This window comes from Paenibacillus sp. FSL F4-0097 (assembly GCF_038593125.1).
GTDB lineage: Bacteria > Bacillota > Bacilli > Paenibacillales > Paenibacillaceae > Paenibacillus_AQ > Paenibacillus_AQ odorifer.
Window position 1 is genome coordinate 1,316,182 of sequence record NZ_CP151965.1, and the last position, 19,241, is coordinate 1,335,422.

The 19,241-nt window shown below is 44.7% G+C and carries 21 protein-coding genes; 19 read left to right on the forward strand and 2 right to left on the reverse strand.

The features are described 5' to 3' along the window. Positions 1-129: 129 nt before the first annotated feature. The 15 genes from MHH86_RS05755 to MHH86_RS05825 all read left to right on the forward strand — a co-directional run bounded on the left by MHH86_RS05755 (position 130) and on the right by MHH86_RS05825 (position 13,541). Positions 130-552 carry an organic hydroperoxide resistance protein gene (locus MHH86_RS05755; protein ID WP_036681676.1) on the forward strand — a complete coding sequence of 141 codons (423 nt, stop codon included), beginning with the start codon at positions 130-132 and terminating at the stop codon, positions 550-552. A gap of 190 nt (positions 553-742) precedes the next feature. Continuing rightward, the gene (locus MHH86_RS05760) at positions 743-1,021 is read left to right on the forward strand and encodes a hypothetical protein (protein WP_036681678.1); all 279 of its coding nucleotides are present in this window, start codon (positions 743-745) and stop codon (positions 1,019-1,021) included. Between the two features lie 94 nt (positions 1,022-1,115). After that, positions 1,116-1,535, forward strand: a complete 420-nt coding sequence (locus tag MHH86_RS05765) for a thiol-disulfide oxidoreductase DCC family protein (RefSeq protein WP_038569098.1) — start codon at positions 1,116-1,118, stop codon at positions 1,533-1,535. A 79-nt stretch (positions 1,536-1,614) separates the two neighbouring features. Beyond that, the gene (locus MHH86_RS05770; RefSeq protein ID WP_076224657.1) at positions 1,615-2,526 is read left to right on the forward strand and encodes a copper amine oxidase N-terminal domain-containing protein; all 912 of its coding nucleotides are present in this window, start codon (positions 1,615-1,617) and stop codon (positions 2,524-2,526) included. A gap of 31 nt (positions 2,527-2,557) precedes the next feature. Beyond that, a complete protein-coding gene (locus MHH86_RS05775) occupies positions 2,558-2,992 on the forward strand; it encodes a DUF6526 family protein (protein WP_036681683.1) in 435 nt (144 codons plus the stop codon). A 185-nt stretch (positions 2,993-3,177) separates the two neighbouring features. After that, on the forward strand, positions 3,178-4,341 hold the full coding sequence (locus MHH86_RS05780; RefSeq protein WP_076224660.1) for a hypothetical protein: 1,164 nt from the start codon (positions 3,178-3,180) through the stop codon (positions 4,339-4,341). Next, a complete protein-coding gene (locus tag MHH86_RS05785; RefSeq protein WP_076224663.1) occupies positions 4,334-5,566 on the forward strand; it encodes a CpaF family protein in 1,233 nt (410 codons plus the stop codon). Before MHH86_RS05780 ends, MHH86_RS05785 begins: the two co-directional genes overlap by 8 nt. A 29-nt stretch (positions 5,567-5,595) precedes the next feature. Beyond that, positions 5,596-6,399, forward strand: coding sequence for a type II secretion system F family protein (locus MHH86_RS05790; protein WP_076224665.1), 804 nt, complete (start codon positions 5,596-5,598; stop codon positions 6,397-6,399). Between the two features lie 13 nt (positions 6,400-6,412). Beyond that, positions 6,413-7,285, forward strand: coding sequence for a type II secretion system F family protein (locus MHH86_RS05795; protein ID WP_076224668.1), 873 nt, complete (start codon positions 6,413-6,415; stop codon positions 7,283-7,285). 13 nt (positions 7,286-7,298) lie between these two features. Continuing rightward, positions 7,299-7,487, forward strand: a complete 189-nt coding sequence (locus tag MHH86_RS05800) for a Flp1 family type IVb pilin (RefSeq protein ID WP_036681690.1) — start codon at positions 7,299-7,301, stop codon at positions 7,485-7,487. Beyond that, a complete protein-coding gene (locus MHH86_RS05805; protein WP_235219464.1) occupies positions 7,484-8,155 on the forward strand; it encodes a TadE family protein in 672 nt (223 codons plus the stop codon). The genes MHH86_RS05800 and MHH86_RS05805 overlap by 4 nt, the downstream gene beginning before the upstream one ends. Before the next feature lie 27 nt (positions 8,156-8,182). After that, positions 8,183-10,411, forward strand: a complete 2,229-nt coding sequence (locus MHH86_RS05810) for a hypothetical protein (protein ID WP_339211456.1) — start codon at positions 8,183-8,185, stop codon at positions 10,409-10,411. Between the two features lie 18 nt (positions 10,412-10,429). Then, positions 10,430-11,410: a TadE/TadG family type IV pilus assembly protein gene (locus tag MHH86_RS05815; protein WP_076272060.1), complete on the forward strand. Its 981-nt coding sequence runs from the start codon at positions 10,430-10,432 to the stop codon at positions 11,408-11,410. A 25-nt stretch (positions 11,411-11,435) separates the two neighbouring features. After that, positions 11,436-11,945 (forward strand): A24 family peptidase, encoded by a 510-nt coding sequence (locus tag MHH86_RS05820; protein ID WP_076316888.1) that lies wholly within the window; start codon positions 11,436-11,438, stop codon positions 11,943-11,945. 63 nt (positions 11,946-12,008) lie between these two features. Next, entirely contained in the window at positions 12,009-13,541 is a 1,533-nt protein-coding gene (locus MHH86_RS05825; RefSeq protein WP_341070370.1) for a DUF6382 domain-containing protein, read from the forward strand. Positions 13,542-13,568: 27 nt separating this feature from the next. On the opposite strand, the gene MHH86_RS05830 is transcribed toward MHH86_RS05825, so the two are convergent. Beyond that, positions 13,569-14,471 carry a TIGR01777 family oxidoreductase gene (locus MHH86_RS05830; protein WP_305953632.1) on the reverse strand — a complete coding sequence of 301 codons (903 nt, stop codon included), beginning with the start codon at positions 14,469-14,471 and terminating at the stop codon, positions 13,569-13,571. A gap of 48 nt (positions 14,472-14,519) precedes the next feature. Next, a complete protein-coding gene (locus MHH86_RS05835) occupies positions 14,520-14,981 on the reverse strand; it encodes a DUF2621 domain-containing protein (protein ID WP_036681700.1) in 462 nt (153 codons plus the stop codon). Positions 14,982-15,153: 172 nt separating this feature from the next. On the opposite strand from MHH86_RS05835, the gene MHH86_RS05840 reads away from it, so the two are divergent. From MHH86_RS05840 to MHH86_RS05855, 4 genes are all read left to right on the forward strand, one after another. After that, positions 15,154-16,263, forward strand: coding sequence for a deoxyribonuclease IV (locus MHH86_RS05840; RefSeq protein WP_038569120.1), 1,110 nt, complete (start codon positions 15,154-15,156; stop codon positions 16,261-16,263). 65 nt (positions 16,264-16,328) lie between these two features. Continuing rightward, positions 16,329-17,228 (forward strand): formyltetrahydrofolate deformylase, encoded by a 900-nt coding sequence (purU, locus tag MHH86_RS05845; protein ID WP_036681703.1) that lies wholly within the window; start codon positions 16,329-16,331, stop codon positions 17,226-17,228. Positions 17,229-17,403: 175 nt separating this feature from the next. Next, the gene (locus MHH86_RS05850) at positions 17,404-18,153 is read left to right on the forward strand and encodes an SAF domain-containing protein (protein WP_339211462.1); all 750 of its coding nucleotides are present in this window, start codon (positions 17,404-17,406) and stop codon (positions 18,151-18,153) included. Positions 18,154-18,165: 12 nt separating this feature from the next. Continuing rightward, entirely contained in the window at positions 18,166-19,230 is a 1,065-nt protein-coding gene (locus MHH86_RS05855; protein WP_038569124.1) for a hypothetical protein, read from the forward strand. Positions 19,231-19,241 lie beyond the last annotated feature (11 nt).

Genomic DNA, 19,241 nt, shown 5'->3' on the forward strand with positions numbered 1-19,241 from the left:
ATTTATGGTCTGGAGCCAAATAAGAAAGTATTATGAATCATTCCTCATCTTCGTTTCAAATCATACCTGTTGTTTAAAGTATAAAGTATGAGCATGACCAATACAGCTTGATGAAGGAGAAGATGACTCATGAAAGCATTATACACAGCAACTACAACAGTCCATGGCGGTCGTGAAGGCTCCATTGAATCCTCGGATGGCGTGTTAAAGCATAATCTAAGCATGCCTAAAGAGCTTGGAGGACCGGGAGGTTCTGGTACCAATCCAGAGCAATTATTCTCGGCTGGTTATGGAGCGTGTTACGAGAGTGCACTAGCGAATATCGCTCGTAAAGAGGGCGTGAAACTCCATGACGTGGAGGTAACTTGTAATGTGTCCATTGGGAAGGATGACAGTGATGGAGGCTTTAGACTAGCTGTGAGAATGGATGTGAAGCTGCCAGGGATTGAGCATGACAAAGCAGAGGAACTGGCGAAGAAGGCTCACGAATTCTGTCCTTACTCCAAAGCAACCAGAGGTAATATCGAGGTTGAATTAAAGATTGTTGATTAAATGTATCTGTATATATTTTATGGAAATAATGGCTAAATAGAGACGTAAATCATAAAAGAGTAATAAATAGCTGCCGTGTTAGGCGTCTTTGGTTGACATCACCCTTAAAATTCTTTAATATGTCTAAGTATCTGAGAATGTGCCTGCGTGTGCAATTTACAACCAAAAATTTAAATAATGGGTGATGAAGATGTCTTACAGACCGAATATTACGAATGTGACCAAAGCCAGCAGCAACGATAAGGAAGGATTGTACGAGTTCATTATCAAGCTTGCTGATGGAACGGAGTGCCGCGCGTTTTATCATCGGTTTCCGGAATGGAAAATGACGAACATCAGCCGCCTGCTTAAAACTCCATGTCCAATTTGCCGCAAAGATTTCATCTGCAAATGCATGGAGGCATTCACTGCTGATTTCGAAGGGCAAATGATCGGGGATCAATGGATTGAGAAAGCAATCGCAGAATAATTAAAGAACGGCACTTGATGGCGCGGGAGGATATCCCGCGTTTTTGTTTACCCAAAAAAGCAGAAATTTACGCCTTTAAGACGGAGGGGGAGCCATGAACGAAGAACTGAACCTTATGAAAGATAAGTCCATTGTATTGATAGACGGAGTGTGTCATCTTTGCCAGGGGGTAGTTCGTTTCATTATCCCGCGTGACCCCGAGGCTAAATTTCTATTCGCACCTTTACAGAATGAAATTGCGGCAAATCTAATGAAAGAGTCCGGACTTCAGCCTGGACAATTAAACACGGTGATTTTACTGGAGAACGGAGTGTATTATACAGAGTCGGCCGCTGTGCTAAGAATTGCCCGTAAATTGAGATTTCCTTGGCCTGCCGCATACGTGTTCATCTTAGTACCACGCCCATTGCGCAATGCCCTTTATCGGTATGTAGCTAAGAACCGCTATCGTTGGTTCGGACGTGATGAGCAGTGTATGCTCCCTACCCCAGAGATCAAACGGAGATTTTTGTAAACCATAATCTGGGAGAATGTTATAATGAAACTATAAATTGGTATAGTTTTTTCATATTATCACTAGGGGTGAACGAATAGTGAAACGGAAAGGGCTTCTGCTTTTTATAGTCATGTTGTTATCTTTAAGTATGATCGGTACGGCCTCAGCTGCCCCCAAGCTTCGTATTATGGTGAACAATTCAAGTGTGGATGTTGGTGTGCAAATCGTGTCGGGGAAGACGCTGGTTCCGCTGAAAGCTTTTGAAAGATTCAAGAATACTTCTATTCAATGGGATGCCAATACCAAGCAAGCTACGATTGCTAGAGATTCTATGAAGATTAAGCTTACGGTTGGTTCACGGACGGCTTGGAAGAACTCGGAAGCTGTACAATTGGATGTATCGGCCAAAATAGTGGATGGAAGAGTAGCGGTACCCCTGCGATTTATTGCGGAGGCTCTTGGAGCGAGAGTAACAGTAGATGCTGCTACGAATACAGTCTGGGTTCAGGAACGGGCCAATGCTAAACTTGTGCAGAATTATAATAGTAATGACTTAGTTGTTTCCCGCATAGCTGCTTTGCAATTCCCGGTTGAAGAAAGAGAACCCTCCAAATTGACGGGTGATAATGAAGCATTGTCCATGACGTATTATTTTCCTGAAGGCAGATCTGATGGTTATTTTATAATGTATGGACATTTCGTAAAGTATTATGAGATCAAGGATAATATTGTAAAAGTAGTTTGGGAAGCTGATCTGGATATGTCCAAAGAGGCTACAAATAAAGATTTTACCGCGATATTCGGTTACCCAGTTGCGAAGGAATATGGTAAAGCACCTGTTCTAGCTCCATCTTATGCCTCTTTTTATACGAGTGTTTGGGGAAGTCAGATTATTTATGGAATGGTTCATGCGGATGGAACTACTAAAGTTTCAGGACAGTCTCTGACTTGGGACGATACTAGAAAACCATTTGTCGTGGCTATACCTGGAGAGACCAAGCTTCAGTAATATATAAGTCAAATAAATATGGAGATGAATTATGAATAAGGGGAAACCTAAAGGTTTTATGCGTTTTGATTGGCCTTATCATTTTGTAACTATGCCGCTTGCGCTGATTATATTTGTATGGTCGGGAATTTATGTCGTTCAGGTGTTACGTGATGATGGTGCTTTAACAGTGCCCTTGCTATTATTTGGTTTATCTCTATGCCTGTTATTTGCGATTACTCGAATTCGAATTTATGCGACAAAAAATCAGGATCGAGTAGTGAGGGTGGAGGAGCAGTTCCGGTATTTCCGATTGACAGGTGAAGCATTAAATCCAGAGCTTGAATTAGCTCAGATTATTGCGCTTCGGTATGCAGGAGATGAAGAGTTTCCGGCACTATGTCAGCGGGCGGTGAAGGAAAAGCTTAGTCCTGCCGATATCCGGTCTGCCATCAAGAATTGGCGCGAAGATACGATGAGAGTCTAAAAACCACTTGATGTGCGAAAAAACTTATTGCTGCCTTCTTATATATATGCTACTATAGCTGTAAATTAAAGGGATAGTAACGGAAGCACCGTTCAATGTACCGTATCCACGGTTATTGTCGGTGCTTTTTTGCTGTCTTTTTTTTGATAATATTTATAAATTTCTTACGAAAGGAGAGAGGTTTTATGGCGGCAAGGATTGTACTCGCAGTGCGTGAAAGCCAATATATCGAACCATTGCTACACTATCTTCATCATAGTGAGTATGGAGAAATGCTGCGAATTACGGCTTTTAGCCGGCTGGATGCTTTTATCGAATTTATGAGGGGAGAGGATATGCCGGATGCTGTTGTAGGTGACGTTACTTTTATCGAGGCTTGGCTTGTGGAGGGAAGAAATAAGGTGCCTTGGGCAGTTTTGAGTGAGGAGGGTGCTTATCTTAGCAGGAGTTCTAAGAGCTTGGCTGGAGGCATTATGATTGCGAAGTATCAGGCGCTGCCTTCTCTGCTGGGAGCATTTCTTCAGCTATGTGAAGTGAAACGAGCTAGAGGTTCCTCTGTATTAGATGAAACGCTGCTGCTCGGTATCGTCTCCTCAAGCGGGAACACGGGCAAAACCACAGTAGCTATGAATATGGCTAAGCAGCTAGGTGAAATGGGGCTTTCGGTATTTTATTTGAATCTTGAAAGTGTGGACAGCAGTGGATTATTTTTGCGCCCCCCTGCAGGGGATACGCCTGGACTAGAGCGGCTCCTTTATGAAATCAAAGCTAGTCGAGATAAGGGCGGAGCCGATACGATTGATTTGGGACAATACGTCATCAGGTATGATCACCTTCGAAGCGCTGCATTTAGGCCAATTATTAATGTAAAAGAAATGCTGCAGATGACTACGCAGGATACGCTAGATTTATTGGGGCTGTTGGTTGCCGAAAGGAATTTTGACGTAGTGATTGTAGATACCGGCAGTATTGAAGAAGAACGTGCCAAAGCTGTGTTACATAAATGCGGAATTCTATTGTGGGTAGTTAGAAATGATGAGGTAAGCATTCATAAGACCATGAGATGGCTATCCCATTGTAATGCTCCTAATTCTGGTATGCCCTCCCAAGTGATGGATAAAAGTAGATTTGCAGTGAATTTTGCTGCAGATGGTTTGGAGGTGTGGGCACCTCCCGAAGGGATAATCGTTGAAGGTGTACTTCCATATATCCCATCTTGGACACTGCAGCATCGTGAGGAGCTTTTTCTGAACTCACCACAATTCCAAAGGGAGATCTTACAGCTGTGCAAGCAGATTATAGAACCGTCGCTTCCGCAAGTATTCACTGGTAAGGGTTTACATGAATGAGGAAATGTTTAAGGCACTTCGTAGTGACATCCGGGCAGGATTAGATGTTACTTCTGCAGTTGGAAATCGTGAACTCACCCAATATATTGAAAGGACAATTTTGGACAGCGAAAATCTGCGTTATTTAACAGCACAGGAGAAACATGAGCTCGTGAAGAGATTGTTCGATTCTTTTCGAGGGTTGGATGTGCTTCAGCCCTTAGTGGATAATCCGTCGATCACTGAGATTATGATTAACAGCCATACTGAGATTTTTGTAGAAGAGGAGGGTCAGATTCGTCGCCTTCATTTGGAATTTGAGTCCAGCAGCAGGTTAGAGGATATTATCCAGACGGTTGTATCCGGTGTGAACAGGGTTGTAAATGACTCTTCTCCTATCGTTGACGCTCGGCTAAAAGACGGATCGCGTGTAAATATCGTGCTTCCGCCAGTAGCTCTGAAGGGCCCGGCGATGACCATTCGTAAATTCCCTGAAACACCGATGACGATGCAGGATTTAGTCCGTCGTGAAGCCTTAAGCTTGGAAGCCGCAGAGCTGCTGCAAATCTTAGTGGCTGCTAAATACAATATTTTTATTAGTGGCGGGACCGGCTCTGGGAAGACCACATTTCTTAATGCGTTATCTCAGTATATCCCCCCACAGGAGAGGGTCATTACGATAGAGGATTCCGCTGAACTCCAGATTGTTACGGTGCCGAACCTTGTTTCACTGGAGACCAGAAATGCCAACACGGAAGGTAGAGGGGAGATTTCCATCCGGGATTTGATTCGTACTTCCCTGCGAATGCGCCCAAACCGGATTGTTGTGGGGGAGGTACGGGGAGCGGAATGTCTCGATATGCTGCAGGCGATGAACACCGGACACGATGGAAGCTTGTCTTCGGGCCATAGTAACAGCGCACACGATATGGTCAGTCGACTGGAGACGATGGTGCTGAGTGCTGCGGAGCTTCCGGTAGCTGTTGTTCGCCAGCAAATTTCATCGGCAATTGATATCTTCGTACACTTATCACGTCTCCGTGATCGTTCCAGGCGGGTGATGGAGATCAGTGAGGTTGCGGGGCTGAAAGACGGGGAAGTAATCTTGAATCCTTTATATGAATTTCAAGAAGCTGGTGAACGAGAGGGACGGGTGCAAGGGGGGCTGCTTCCCTGTGGTAATCCATTGTTGCATACAACGAAGCTTAGGATGGCTGGCGTAACCTCCTATCCATTGGCTCAATAGAGATTCAAAATTCCAGAAGGGGGGAGGTCATGCTTAAGTTTAAATTTGTTGCTGCAAAGCCTGTAGAAGCGGATCCTGATGGTCCTTCTTTGTTGCCAGATTATAAGGTATACGAATTGACCTTGCTGCAGAGGATTCTGACCCTTACTGCAGGTGGACTGCTGATGTATGGAATTGGATATCTTTTTTATCATCATTGGCTGCTGTCGTTGCTGCTTATGCCATGCGGAGCTTATGCCCCGCGTATGCTGCGTAACTATTTGCTGAAAAGACGTCGAAATGCACTGAATTTACAATTTAAGCAGACGTTATTTTCGCTTTCTTCCTCCCTTTCAGCTGGGCGTTCGGTGGAGAATGCATTCCGAGAGGCGGTTCAGGATTTACGTATGCTCGACCCGGAGGGAAGCAGTGATATGATCTCCGAGTTAAACATTATCTGTGCACGCATGGAATATGGACAGCCTGTGGAAGAAGCGCTGCGGAACTTTAGTGAAAGAGCGGGAATGGAGGACATCGAGCGATTCGCGGATGTGTTCTCGGTCTGTAAACGTACTGGTGGTGATCTTGTAGAAGTGGTGCGCCGTACATCAACGATTATCGGTGAGAAGCTGGATATTCAGCAGGATATTGCTGTAAGTATTGCTCAGAAGAAATTTGAGGCTAAGGCACTGCTGATATCTCCGCTGATCATGGTGATGTTTATGAGTTTGACGGCTGGAGAATATATGCAACCTATGTATACAGGAGCGGGTATAGCCATATCGACAATAGCGCTTGTTGCTTTATTCCTATGTTATCTCTGGACTACTAAAATAATGGACATTCCACTGTGAAGGGGGTGAAAACATGCGCTGGCTATGTGCGGTGGTTACTGTTATTTTGCTGATAGTCTGGGTTCTACTGCGAATTCAATGCGGCAACAGATATGTCGCGTTACGCAGTCTTCCTATGGAAGGATTACGGCTTCGGAAGTTAGGCGAACCGTTATTACTGCTTATTGAGAAGAGTGGTATCGCCAGTCGGTTTCCCTCACTGCTGTTCAGAATTCAGCGTTCTCTACAGCGCAGTTATGGGATGCGTTATAGCGCAGAGCGGACCCTGCTGTTCATGGGTGAGATGATAAGTTACAGCTGGCTGTTGCTTGTAGGTGGAAGCTTGATCACAGCATTTAGTGGCGAACAGGCAGGTATGATATTGGGTGCTTTTTTGGCAATTGCTCTACCAACCGCTATGGTCAGTGATCTGCACAAAAAGGTGAGGGTAAGGGAGCAGAGTATTATGCTCGAATTGCCAGAGCTGCTGAACAGTATTGTGTTGTTGGTTGGCGCAGGAGAGACCGTGCAACGAGCTATTATTCGCTGTGTGGAAAGCCACCGGGGGGATACGAATCATCCTCTGTATAAGGAGCTAATGATTATGACTAGTGAATGGGAGGGCGGATATTCCTTCCAGCAGGCGTTTGAAAATTTCAGCAAGAGATGCGCTGTGCAGGAGATATCGGTATTCACAACGACAGTTCTGCTGAATTATCGCAGAGGCGGAGCGGATTTTGTGCTATCGCTACGTGATCTGTCGCGGATGCTGTGGGATAAACGAAAGGCACTTAGCCGGACGCGCGGAGAGCAGGCATCCTCCAAATTAGTTTTCCCGATGGTAGTTATCTTTTTAATAGTAATTGTACTGGTGGGAACGCCAGCATTTTTGATGTTAAAAATGTAGGAGGCTGAAGCTGATGGTATCAACAATGTTGGACAGTATGAAGAACTTTTGGGAAGACGAGGAAGGTTTAGGAACTTTGGAGATGATTTTGATTATTGCTGTCTTGATTGCGGTTGTTCTTTTGTTTAAGGACAAAATTCAAGAGGTAGTAGAAGCCTTAATTAAAACGGCGGGTGAAAAGAGCCAGGAAGTATTCGATTGAACAAGCTTAAGGGTGATCAAGGCAGCTTTACCATTGAAGCTTCACTTCTGTTGCCGATCGTCATGTTTATTACGATGCTTCTTTTGTTTTTTTGCTTGTATAGCTATCAGAAGTCCATGCTGTTGCAAGTGGCCTCAGGAGCTACTGAGCGGGCGGCTTACAACTGGGACAACAGTCACAAGGAGGTCTCTGGTTCTTACATGGCTGGTGAGTATGACTCCCTTTATTGGAGAATTGGGGATGATGCCTTGCTAGCCTCATTATTCGGTGCAGAAGCTGGCAGTGCTGGCGTGACAATAGAGTTGCCCGGTGAAGTATCAGATAAGGGTGATTTGCCAGTGCTTAAACTGGGCCATTCGTCTACCATGATTCCGGACAATATGCCAGGAACTATGCGTTATGCTCACAGCCTTACAGGACGGAGAGTAAGTGCTGAGTTAAACCGTCTACTGAGCTTACCTGTGCTTGATAAGGTTCTATCGGATGAGGCTAAACCAACTGTTGAAGCCCAGTCTATCATTGTTGAGCCTGTTGAGTTTATTCGTACGGTCGACCTGATGCGTTATTTCGGAGCTAAATTTAAAGGGGGCCCTGAGGGCAGTGGATCAGCAGTTTACATGGATAAGAAGGATGCTTCTGCTATGCTGACCAAGCTTCAGGATAAGTAAAATCTCTGCTCAAGGGAGGGGGTTTTAATGAAAAGTAAATTTACCGGTTGTCCTGCTAAGGGCAAAACAGAAGGCTCAGTTACAATTTTTCTAATCATGGTGCTGGCTTTCGTCTTTCTTTTTACTGCTGTGCTGATTGATTATGCGCGAATTGCTGCGTTCAACGTTCAGGAGGAACGATTAGCGAGAGCCAGTGTCCGCTCTGTTATGTCTTCATATCATGTTGAATTACGAGAGAAGTACGGTTTGTTTGCATTTGGTGATAGCAATGGAGATATGCTGCTGTCCAAAGTGCTCAACGAAAATTTGCATAAAAGTGGGCGGGGGGATACGTTCAATCTCTTACCCTTTGCACTGGAATCCTCCTCCTTGGAATGGAGCCGGCCGCTGGGAAGTTATGATGTTTTTCGTCATCAAATACTGGAAGAGATGAAGTATAAGGCTCCGGTAGATTTCGCCTTGGAGCTGGCAGGTAAATTCAAACCGCTGTCAGGCGTAATGGCAGAGGCCTCAAGAGCTACCGAATTACTTAGTAAGCTGCAACCTTTATATGATGAACGTGAAGAGAATTTGGATCTAATGTTAGAGCGGAGAAGCCAAGCGTCGGAGAGTGGAAGAAGAATACTGCTATGGATTATGAATCCGCCCGGGGATTCTATCTCGGCCCATTCGCTCGGAAGCATGCAAGCAGCCGCGGATATACCAGCACAGTATAGTGACTATCTCGGGAAATATTACGACGATCTGTATCGTGATAGTAAAAAGCCTGCAAAGTACACTTATCAGTTGGCACTTTATCAGAGCCGAACTTCAGAAATGTTATCGCGGCTCCCAGCCTTATTAACAACCTTTCGTGAAGAACATGGACAATCAATGGAGGAAGCGAAGGATGCGTTAAACAAGGCGCAGCAATTGAATGACGAGATGAGAGATGTTTTGGCAGCTTCCCGAATAAGTGGCGTAAATCTGGCGGACGATCCTGCTAAAGACTGGGATATTCCGGGAAGTTCAGGGGAAATAAGTGCTGAGCCACTTAAAAAGCTGCATGAACAGGAAGATGCCTTGATCCTCTCTTCGGCTGACATTAGTAGTATGGAGAATAGTTTATTTATGCAGCAAAGTGTGTACGAATCCATTGAACCGACGGTAACAGGATTGTCAGCAGAGCTGCAGGAAGCTTTGGGAGTCAACGGCGATTCCTACCAAATGATTTCCTCTGTTCTAGGGGCTTCGCATGTAGTGGACAACTATTATAAAAAATACGGTAAGAAGGGAAGTGTAATCGCTAGTGATTTGGCTTTTCTTGAACAGCATCGCAGCTCGGATAAAGCACGTAAGCAAGTAGAGTGGGAAGCTAAATCCAAGCTGGGCGAGGTTAGAGCACTGCTGGACAAGATTAGAATGCTAGGTAGCGGAGCGGCAGCTTCGATGGAACGTTATCAAATCCTTCATCAATTTTATGAGGACAATGTTTCATTTAACAACGGATTGGAGTCTCAATCCTCTGATAAATCTGAAGTATCCTCAGATCCCTATGCTGCTGGAAGTTCGGCGATGAAGGATATTGACGGGATTTATGCAGCAATGAGTGGCATTATGGGGGGCGCTAGAGACAGGCTTTTTCAAACGGAGTATTCCGCGCTTTATTTTCAGCATTTTGATGTTTCAAAGTTAGCTAGTCTGGCACTGAATTCTCTGGAAGACACTAGTGAGCTCACAGATCAGCTTGATCCTCGCGCTCAGGAGCTGGAATACATTTTATACGGATTTCATAATCCCGCGGGTAATGTGGCTGCAGCCTATGCCGAAATATTCGCGATGAGGTTGTCCATTCGCACGATGGAAGGTTTTATAGAGAAGGCAACCTTGGGAAATCCACTGGCTGTTCTAGCGGCGGCACTGTTGTATGGAATCCAGCATGCCATTCAGGATATGTTGCAGCTTTGTGAGAAGGATGCGATTCCTTTATCTAAATATATGCCGGCGCAGCTGACTTACCGTGATCATCTGCGACTGTTCATGATAATGCATGGAGGCGGGGAAGTGCAGCTATCGCGGATGCTGGCTCTGATTCAACTGAACACAGGAATAAATCCAGAGGAAAGAAACACCTATGTATCATCGGACATTAAGCTCCAAATGCAGTTATGGTTTCTGCCAGGTGTAGTTAAAATGTTGAATTATACTGCTGGTTTTCCGGGAGATGTACAAGGAAATAAGTATCTGAGGGCAGTAAAAGCTGATTATTCTTATTAGCGGGAGGTTGGTAAGGAGATGGGGGATGGGTATGGAATCAGAGGGGAGGACAAGGAAGAAGGTAGCATGGTAGTAGAAGCGGCGATGATTCTTCCGTTCTTCCTGCTATTCGTCCTGTTCCTGATATCTATCGTACAGATGACCTTGTATTCGACAGCTTTGCAAAGTACAGCATCAGACACTGTAAAGTCTATTTCAACTCATATGTATCCTGCGGCTTTGGCGGTGCAGAAATGGGGAACATCCAGCGAAGTAAGTGATGATTCAGGGTGGGATGACAGTGATCATTCTGCTGGCCTGAATTGGACTATTCCTCGCTTGTCACTTACTGATTGGGGCAATAGTTATGCTGAGTCTTTACCCAATCCGTTAAATGAGTGGGTTATGTCCGCTTTAGAAAGTGGTGAGGGACCGTTGCAGAAGCTTCAGGCAGAGACCAGTGAAAGTGTACTTGATCTTGCGATCAAACCTTTATTGAAACCATACCTGACATCAGATTTACTGGATTATGAGCGAATTCATGTATCCAATGTTATGGTGCCGGAGCTAAAAGAGGGTACTTGTCCATACCTTGGGCTAGTGGTTAGTTATAAGCTGCCGATGAAAGTCCCCTTTCTAAACCAAAGTATTGTATTAGAAGCAAGTGCTGTTGAACGTCTCTGGATCGGGGATACAGGAGAAGGCACAACCAAGGAGGGGAACGGTACTGGCCAACCAGAAGAATTCATTGAAATCTTAGAAAAGCCGAACCCGGCTGTAGCGAATAAGCAAGGCAAGGTTCGTGCCAGAATACCGCCGGATGCTTCTGCCAGCTTGTCAGTCTTTTATAAGAGCGGGGGCAGTACTGCCAAATATTTAGGCTGGAAACAAGCGGATGCAGATGGATATATCGAGTGGGAATGGAAAATTGGCGTAAATACCACACCGGGCTCGTGGCCGTTTGTTATACAACTGGATGACGGTAGATCTGTTGAGGTTATGTTCACAGTAGTGAAGTGAAAGGGTGGAAAAAGGAGTGTAATAAATGGCAGAGTGGGCATTTTGGGGATGTCTACCGTTTTTAGCAGCGGCACTTATTACAGATTTAAAGTCGATGAGAATACCAAACTGGATCACCTTGTCAGGCTTTTTCACTGGTCTGCTCGCACAAGGGGTGATAAATAGCTGGCATGGACTGCTGAGGGCTTTCGGGGGAGCTGCTGTAGGATTTACAGTCCTTCTGATCATGCATTTAATAGGGGCGGTTGGCGCGGGGGATGTTAAGCTTTTTGCTGGAATCGGCGCGTGGACAGGGATGTTTTTTACGCTGCAAGTCGTGATGTACTCCGTACTATTTGGAGCTTTAATAGGCTGGCTAATTGTTTTAAAGAGACGGGAGGCGATCAGTCGTTCGCGTAAGATCATCAGCAGAATTTCTGGATTCATTTTATGGAAGAGTCCGTTTCTATTAAAAAATAACGATAGTGAACTGTTGAAATTCCCTTTCATGCTGGCTGTTATCCCTGGTTCCATATGCGCTTATCTATACTTTTAGTTCGGGAGCTGATGTTTGTTGTTCGGATTAACCCATGATTTTATACAACAGGATGGTATATATATGATCCTTGGTGAACCCGAAGGAATACCTGCGGAGAAGCTTAATTTGATTCAGGCACGCATGCTGATGAACACCGACATTCCTCATCATTTGAGGCTGTTACTTAGAGAAATAGATATGAAGGTTACTATGGAATACGCTGTTTTACGCAAAAAAATGCTTAGTCATCTACTCAAAGGAGAGAAGCTAAGTATGAACTCGTTTTACGGGTTATTGCTGCAAATTGCCCAAGGCATGGAAGATGGCAGGTTATATATGCTGCGGGCGGAACAGTATGCTTTGCATACAGATTACATTTTTATTGAAGGGTCGTTACAGAGCGGTAAAGTATACCTAACCTACATACCCATTCAGGAGAGTAAGTCTGTTTCAAAGCTTGGAGAGTCACTCAAGACACTGATTATGGTGTTAATGGCATCTATCACAGAGCTTACTGGCAGTGGTGTGCAAAGACTATTGCAATATTGCAGTGAAGAGGGATTTACTCCAGCTGGCTTAAAGATTCTTTTATCAGAGTTGCTGACAGAAAGAGAGCCCGTTACACCTGAAAGACAGCTTCATGAAGGTGTAAAAGAATATCTAGTGAAAGAGGCAGCAGCTCCACCATTAAGAAAAATATATGAGCATCGCGAAGATAAGGAATTGGAGCTGCAGCCGACTGCTACTCCTTGGATCAGCAGCTATCCTAATCTTAAGATAAAAGAGGAGGAGAGCCTGTCTCTAAGCTTGGAGGATGAGCAGGTAACGAATCCACAAGCCTCAAGCTCAAGAACCTATATAGTGCTAGGGTTTCTATTAGGCGATGCACTACTGTGGAAGTTTCTATATTTGGATAGTCCCAAGCCGTTATGGCTTGCCGTCTGTGGAGTTGTGACGATTGTATTGGCTGTTTTAAGCTGGATGGTTTGGAGCGGAAGGCTAAAGGTTGGTAAAGAAGATGTTGATGGCCTGGGTGAGGATTCTGAAGATACTAACTGTAATCCGAGTCGAAAAGAATTGGAGTGGAATTTTGGCAGGAACCCTGTGACTTCTACGCGTTCTCCAGCAACAATTCCAAAGATAACTCCGCAATCCTCGGATTCAGCAGCTAGCGTTCCGGCGACACGTTATGAATCACTAGCAGAGGAACAAAGTTCTGTTAAAGCACCAGAAGCAATAGCTCCAACAACCTTATTATCACAGGAGAAACCGCCTGAGCAAGGACGACAAATCGAAAAGCTGGATCGGAGTATTCCTTATCTCCAAAGAAGCGGTGAGGAGGGCGAAGAGGCAGAGATGATCGAGTTAAATCGAACTAGCTTCATTATCGGCCGATCGGCAGAGGTGGCTCAATATGTGGAAAGATCAGAAGGCGCCTCTAGAGTACACGCTGAGATATCTAGAAGCACCAGCGGATATATTCTGAAGGATCTTGACTCCAGAAATGGAACGCTTTTTCAAGGTGAAGCCATGGTCCCGTATAAAGAGTATCCACTAACAGAGGGGACCACATTTAAAATTATAAAAGGAAGCTACACATTTCATACAGTATGAAGGTGAGTTCTAACGATGAATGTGGCTCTACAATTTTTGTTTTTTCAAATCTTCTAAAGCGACTTGAAGTGTAGGGAAGGTAAAGTCAAAGCCATGATTTAATGCCGCTGCGGGCAGGACGCGCTGACCTTTAAGTAAGATTTCGGATAATTCTCCGGCTGCTGTTTTTAACAGGAAGGCTGGTAAAGGGAACCAATGTGGCCGTTTGTAGACTGTGCCGATCGTTCTGCCGAACTCTTCGTTCGTTACCGGATGTGGAGCAGTCGCATTAACAGGTCCGTTAATCGTTGGATTTTGCGTACAGAAATCAATTAGACGGATGATATCCGTCAGATGGATCCAAGAGAGCCACTGCTTTCCAGAGCCAATGTTTCCGCCAAAACCTAATAAATAAGGCAGCTTCATTTTGGGGAATGCTCCGCTCTCATTGCCGAGCACAACTCCGGTACGCAGCTTGACCACGCGGATATCATGGTAGGTTTCATCTGAAGCCTCTTCCCATGTCTTAACTACTTCTGAAGGGAAATCCATGACCTGGGCTGGTGAGGACTCATTAAAAGTATCCTCTAAAGAGGTACCGTAAATCGCCACGGCGGAAGCCTGAATGATTACGGAAGGCTTTTGCTTCATTTGATCTACTAACTTAGCTGCTGCGGAAACGGTTGCAAGTCGGGACTGCATAATCGCTTTTTTGCGACTTGGACTCCAGCGCTGGCTAAGGGAAGCTCCGGCGAGATTAATTAGGGCAGCTGCATTTTCCACTGGAGCGGGATTAGAACTTAGACTGTCCCAGGTGTGGTAACTCAGCTTAGGATGAATTGTTGTTGCGTCTTTTGGTAAATTCCGACCTACAATAGCAACTTCATTACCTGCTTGCAGCCAGTATTTTGCTAGTTCGCTACCTATAAAACCGGTGCCGCCACATATCACATATTTCAAAGGAGGGCCTCCGTTCTAAATCGTACAATTCATTAAAAATTACTTAAACAAATGCTGGTAAGCAGAGTAATCGATTTTATTCTTTTCGAGAAAATTGACAAGAAAACGGTTATCGCGCCGCGGTGTGGCAACTATGTAACCTTTAATGCAGTGATCGCGAGTAACTTCTTTTGCATTGCTCTCGACTGCGATTTTTCCGATCTCGGCAGCAATAGAATGCTTCGCAATATCACGAAATGGCCCAGGTACAGGTTGAACAAGCTGGTCCAAAAAGGCCTTTGTTTCGTCACTCCAGAGCGGGCGGCTACGTTCCACCCAGTAATTTTGCCAGTCTAGCTTTGACTTTCCATCAGCTTTGGGCAGGACCTTTAGGAATTTGCGGAACATAAAAAAACCGCCGATACACATGGAACCAAGCAGCATAAATGTCCAGAAAGCGATAGAGTTCATAAACCAATTGCTCGGTGTGGATAATAAACCAAGTCCTGATTGGATAAACATGCATACACCACCTTTTGGCAATGAGGATTCTCACACGAATTATTCTCATATTAAAGTATAGCTTATTTCCAAAGTTTTGCGAAGCAGAACCCGGCATATTGGCCTCGTCTAGATTTATTTTTCCGATCACGGTAGAATAGGGGTTAATTCGTGAAGGAAAGAGGGAAGAAGTATGCTGAAAATAGGTTCACACGTGTCTTGCTCGGACAAGGGTCTTTTGACCGCAGCAAATGAAGCAAATGAGTATGGTTCCAGCTCGTTTATGATATATACAGGAGCGCCGCAGAATACGCGCCGCAAGCCGATTGATGCCATGTATCCCAACGAAGGGAAGCAGGTTATGAAAGAGAATGGTGTAGAGGAGATTGTTGTCCATGCACCTTACATTATTAATCTCGCTTCCTATAAAGAGAATACGTATCAACTGGCTGTTGATTTCCTGCAAGAGGAAATTCGCCGTACCCATGCACTTGAGGTCAAGCATATTGTATTACATCCAGGTGCGTTCACTGATAAAGATGCTGAATATGGTATTCAGCGGATTGCAGATGGTCTGAATGAGGTGCTTGGAGGCACGAACGAAACGGAAGTGCATATCGCTTTAGAAACTATGGCTGGTAAGGGAACAGAGATCGGCCGCAGTTTTGAAGAAATCGCTTCTATTATTGCTAAGGTCGAACATAACGAACGTCTGTCGGTCTGTCTTGATACTTGCCACATTCATGATGCTGGCTATGATATCGTTAATGATTTGGACGGTGTTCTCAACAAATTTGATGAGACTATCGGATTGAACCGTCTTGGTGTAATCCACATTAATGACAGTAAAAATCCATGTGGCGCTCGCAAAGACCGTCACACTCCAATTGGCTCGGGTTGGATTGGCTTTGATACGATTAACAAAATCGTACACCATGAAAAGCTGGAAGGTCTGCCTTTCATTCTGGAGACCCCATGGATTGGTAAAGATGCTAAGACACAACGTCCGATGTATGAGGTGGAGATCGCTTTGCTGCGTGGTAATGTAGCTGAACGGTTTGGAGCGGAATTCGTGCAGGATGTTGAAACATTACGTGAATTTTTTGCCAAGCAGGAGATCGATTCCCGTCAATATGTACTTAATGTCTGGGAGCTGCTGAAGAACGATGCCAAAGCTAAAAAAGCTGATCCACGTGAACCACTGGAGCGTCTATACGATGAAGTTGTCGCTGCCCAGCTGTTCCCGCAGCTAAGCGAGGAAGCTATTAATCATCGCTTAATTGCTTGGTTAGCAGGCAAATAAGTGCTCGTGAACGCTTAAGCTATACTTCAGATTGCGTATGTAGATGAGAGGATGGGAAGAGGGTCATGGAATTACACGTAAAAAGAAACAATTCGTCAGGTGTCGAGCATTATTCCAACCGGGCACGTATGCTCATTTCCTGTCCTGACGGACCGGGAATTGTGGCGGCTGTATCACACTTTCTGTATCAGCATGGCGCAAATATTGTGCAGTCAGATCAGTATACGATGGATCCAGATGGTGGAATGTTCTTTATGAGAGTCGAGTTTGACCTACCTGAATTAGGCGATCGTCTGGAAGAGATTCGCTCTCAATTTGGCGGAGTGGCGGAGCGTTTTAAGATGGACTGGAAGATCTTTAATGTTCGTCATAAGAAGAAACTTGCCATATTCGTCTCTAAAGAAGACCATTGTCTTGTTGAACTGCTCTGGCAGTGGCAAGCGGGCGATCTCGATGCCGATATTGCCCTCGTCGTTAGTAACCATTTGGATATGAAATCTTATGTCGAGTCGTTTGGCATTCCATTTCATCATATTCCAGTCACAGCGGATACTAAGGCTGAAGCAGAAAAACGCCAGTTAGAGGTCATCGGAGACGATATCGATGTTATTATATTGGCACGGTATATGCAGATTATTTCGCCGTCCTTTATTGAGCATTATCGCCATCAGATTATTAATATTCATCACTCTTTCCTGCCTGCCTTTATTGGCGGCAATCCATACGCCCAAGCGTATCAACGTGGGGTGAAAATTATCGGGGCAACTGCTCACTATGTTACTGAAGAACTAGACGGTGGACCGATTATTGAACAGGATGTACAGCGGGTAAGCCACAGTGATGATGTTATTGAGCTGAAACGGATTGGACGTACCATTGAACGTGTTGTTCTGGCTCGTGCGGTGAAATGGCATATCGAGGACCGGATTCTCGTCCATCAGAATAAAACTGTAGTATTTAAATAAAGGTATTCTCCGGTGAAAGCAACGATTATGCCCGAGGGCTTTCACCGGAACCCTTTAATTTAATAGTTCTCTAAATCTCTATGAGGTAAAAAAGCATTTTACCAGCAGCTTGGCTATTTATGCCAAGGTGCTTTTTGTCGTTCTCAAAAATCATGTAGTTAAGGAGGTGGAAGGTTTGTCGTTACAGCGGGGACGTTTGTTAAAACGTAATTATTTCTTCGCAAGTCTCATTTTGATTACTGGATTCGGGGGATTGCTAGGTTATGATCTCTATTTCAAGCCCTACGTGCTTTCCCAAACCGTGGTCAAAGTTAAGGTGGGAGCTGGGGAGTCTCTACCTAAAAATTATGAGCTGAAAGCAAGTGATTTGTATCTGGATTCTGTTCAGACCAAGGATATACCCTCTGGTGTAATTACGGAAATCGCACAAGTGGAGCACAAAATTACGAATGTGAATCTGACTAACGGTAGTATTTTGACAGCATCACTGGTGGATGTTAGTGATTTAGAGCCTTTGCGGGATGAAGGTATATTTCCTATTCCGAAGGAGGCCATCTATGCCATTAATGGTTCGTTGCGAAGCCGGGATAAGGTAGACATTTATCTTGTAGAAGGTGATCGAGAGAAGCAGCGAGAGGCGCTCGTTTCAAATACAGGGGAAAAAGAAAACGAGGAGCAGGTGAAAGAACAAAGCTGGCTTAGCGATCCTGCTAAAGAGATCTTCTTATCTGGAGTTACCGTGAACTATGTGCGAACAGAAGACAATAATGATGTGCAGGATTCTGAGAAAGGTAACAACAATAACCGATTCACTTCTACTGGCAAGGTGGCGACACCAGAATTGAAGCTGAAGAAAAATGAGGGTCAAAGGCTAGGGAAATTTTTGGAGCAGGGCAAAATGCTGTGGATCGTACGGGTAGAGTAGGGGGAGATTGCCTTGAAAATATTTAGTCTGGGCATAGATCAGTTAACGATTAATGATATCAAAAACGCGGGATTTAATGTAGTTACACAAAACGTGTATCCCGATCCGGCGCATACCGAAGGTCATATGTTAATGGTTACTAGTGACCAGGTACCTGTTCAAGCGCTTAGCGAGCTGCGATACAAATATCCAAGCTCTATGATCCTGTATTTATATCTGCAAAAGGGAATTCGGGGCTATCAAGCTGTGCATATGTTATGTGAAAGCTTAGGTCTATATTTTATTCCTCCTCGTTCTACCTCGTCAGCAGTGATAGAGAAGATTCGTTTTATCCTGGAAGAGGATGGGGAGGAACGGAGCAATTTGGTTGGTTTTTTTGGCTCAGGTCCAGGCATTGGTTGCACAAGTGTGGCGAAGCTGTTTGCAAGACGAATTGCTGCGGCAGGTCTACGTGTTCTTGTACTTGGTTTGGATCTATATGATCCCGGGTATGAGCGCAAAGCTACGATCAGTCTAGACAAACTGCGCCCCAAGCTTACAGGGAAGATGATTCATGATGAAGATTTCCAGCAATTGATTAGACAGGATGGCTATTTGTATCTACCGGGAAATTACGACTACTTAAGTGTTCAGGATTATCTGGAGGAGGAGATCGAATATTTCTTGGCTAGAGCTGGAGCAAATGCAGATGTGGTTATTGCTGATTTCGGTTCAATTCCCGAGAGTGCTGCGTGGTATGTCGGTATGCAAAAGTCGTCGTTACGCATGATTGTCACTCATCCTAAACATGAATACAGATTAGAACCTCTTTTCGAGCTTACGGGGCATATAGATCTGCGTCCGCATGATTTCCAGCTGATCATTAACCGCAGTAATGTGGAGGAAATATCTTCGTCCAAAAATATGGCCCTTAGATTTGGTACTGAAATCTTGCTGGAGTTACCGTATTACCAGCCCTTGCAGGAAAGCTTGCCTCTAGGCAAAAAAGAGCTGCAGCATGTGGATGATAAGGTACATTCTCTATTGGTGTCGATGGGATTAGCGCCAGAGGCCAAAAAGAAAGGGATATTTCTATGATTGAAACTCTC

Coding starts and splice junctions, on each gene's coding strand:
- MHH86_RS05755 (WP_036681676.1), top strand. CDS start 130: ATGAAAGCATTATACACAGCAACTACAACAGTCCATGGCGGTCGTGAA.
- MHH86_RS05760 (WP_036681678.1), top strand. CDS start 743: ATGTCTTACAGACCGAATATTACGAATGTGACCAAAGCCAGCAGCAAC.
- MHH86_RS05765 (WP_038569098.1), top strand. CDS start 1,116: ATGAACGAAGAACTGAACCTTATGAAAGATAAGTCCATTGTATTGATA.
- MHH86_RS05775 (WP_036681683.1), top strand. CDS start 2,558: ATGAATAAGGGGAAACCTAAAGGTTTTATGCGTTTTGATTGGCCTTAT.
- MHH86_RS05780 (WP_076224660.1), top strand. CDS start 3,178: ATGGCGGCAAGGATTGTACTCGCAGTGCGTGAAAGCCAATATATCGAA.
- MHH86_RS05785 (WP_076224663.1), top strand. CDS start 4,334: ATGAATGAGGAAATGTTTAAGGCACTTCGTAGTGACATCCGGGCAGGA.
- MHH86_RS05790 (WP_076224665.1), top strand. CDS start 5,596: ATGCTTAAGTTTAAATTTGTTGCTGCAAAGCCTGTAGAAGCGGATCCT.
- MHH86_RS05795 (WP_076224668.1), top strand. CDS start 6,413: ATGCGCTGGCTATGTGCGGTGGTTACTGTTATTTTGCTGATAGTCTGG.
- MHH86_RS05800 (WP_036681690.1), top strand. CDS start 7,299: ATGGTATCAACAATGTTGGACAGTATGAAGAACTTTTGGGAAGACGAG.
- MHH86_RS05810 (WP_339211456.1), top strand. CDS start 8,183: ATGAAAAGTAAATTTACCGGTTGTCCTGCTAAGGGCAAAACAGAAGGC.
- MHH86_RS05815 (WP_076272060.1), top strand. CDS start 10,430: ATGGGGGATGGGTATGGAATCAGAGGGGAGGACAAGGAAGAAGGTAGC.
- MHH86_RS05820 (WP_076316888.1), top strand. CDS start 11,436: ATGGCAGAGTGGGCATTTTGGGGATGTCTACCGTTTTTAGCAGCGGCA.
- MHH86_RS05825 (WP_341070370.1), top strand. CDS start 12,009: ATGATCCTTGGTGAACCCGAAGGAATACCTGCGGAGAAGCTTAATTTG.
- MHH86_RS05835 (WP_036681700.1), bottom strand. CDS start 14,981: ATGTTTATCCAATCAGGACTTGGTTTATTATCCACACCGAGCAATTGG.
- MHH86_RS05840 (WP_038569120.1), top strand. CDS start 15,154: ATGCTGAAAATAGGTTCACACGTGTCTTGCTCGGACAAGGGTCTTTTG.
- purU (WP_036681703.1), top strand. CDS start 16,329: ATGGAATTACACGTAAAAAGAAACAATTCGTCAGGTGTCGAGCATTAT.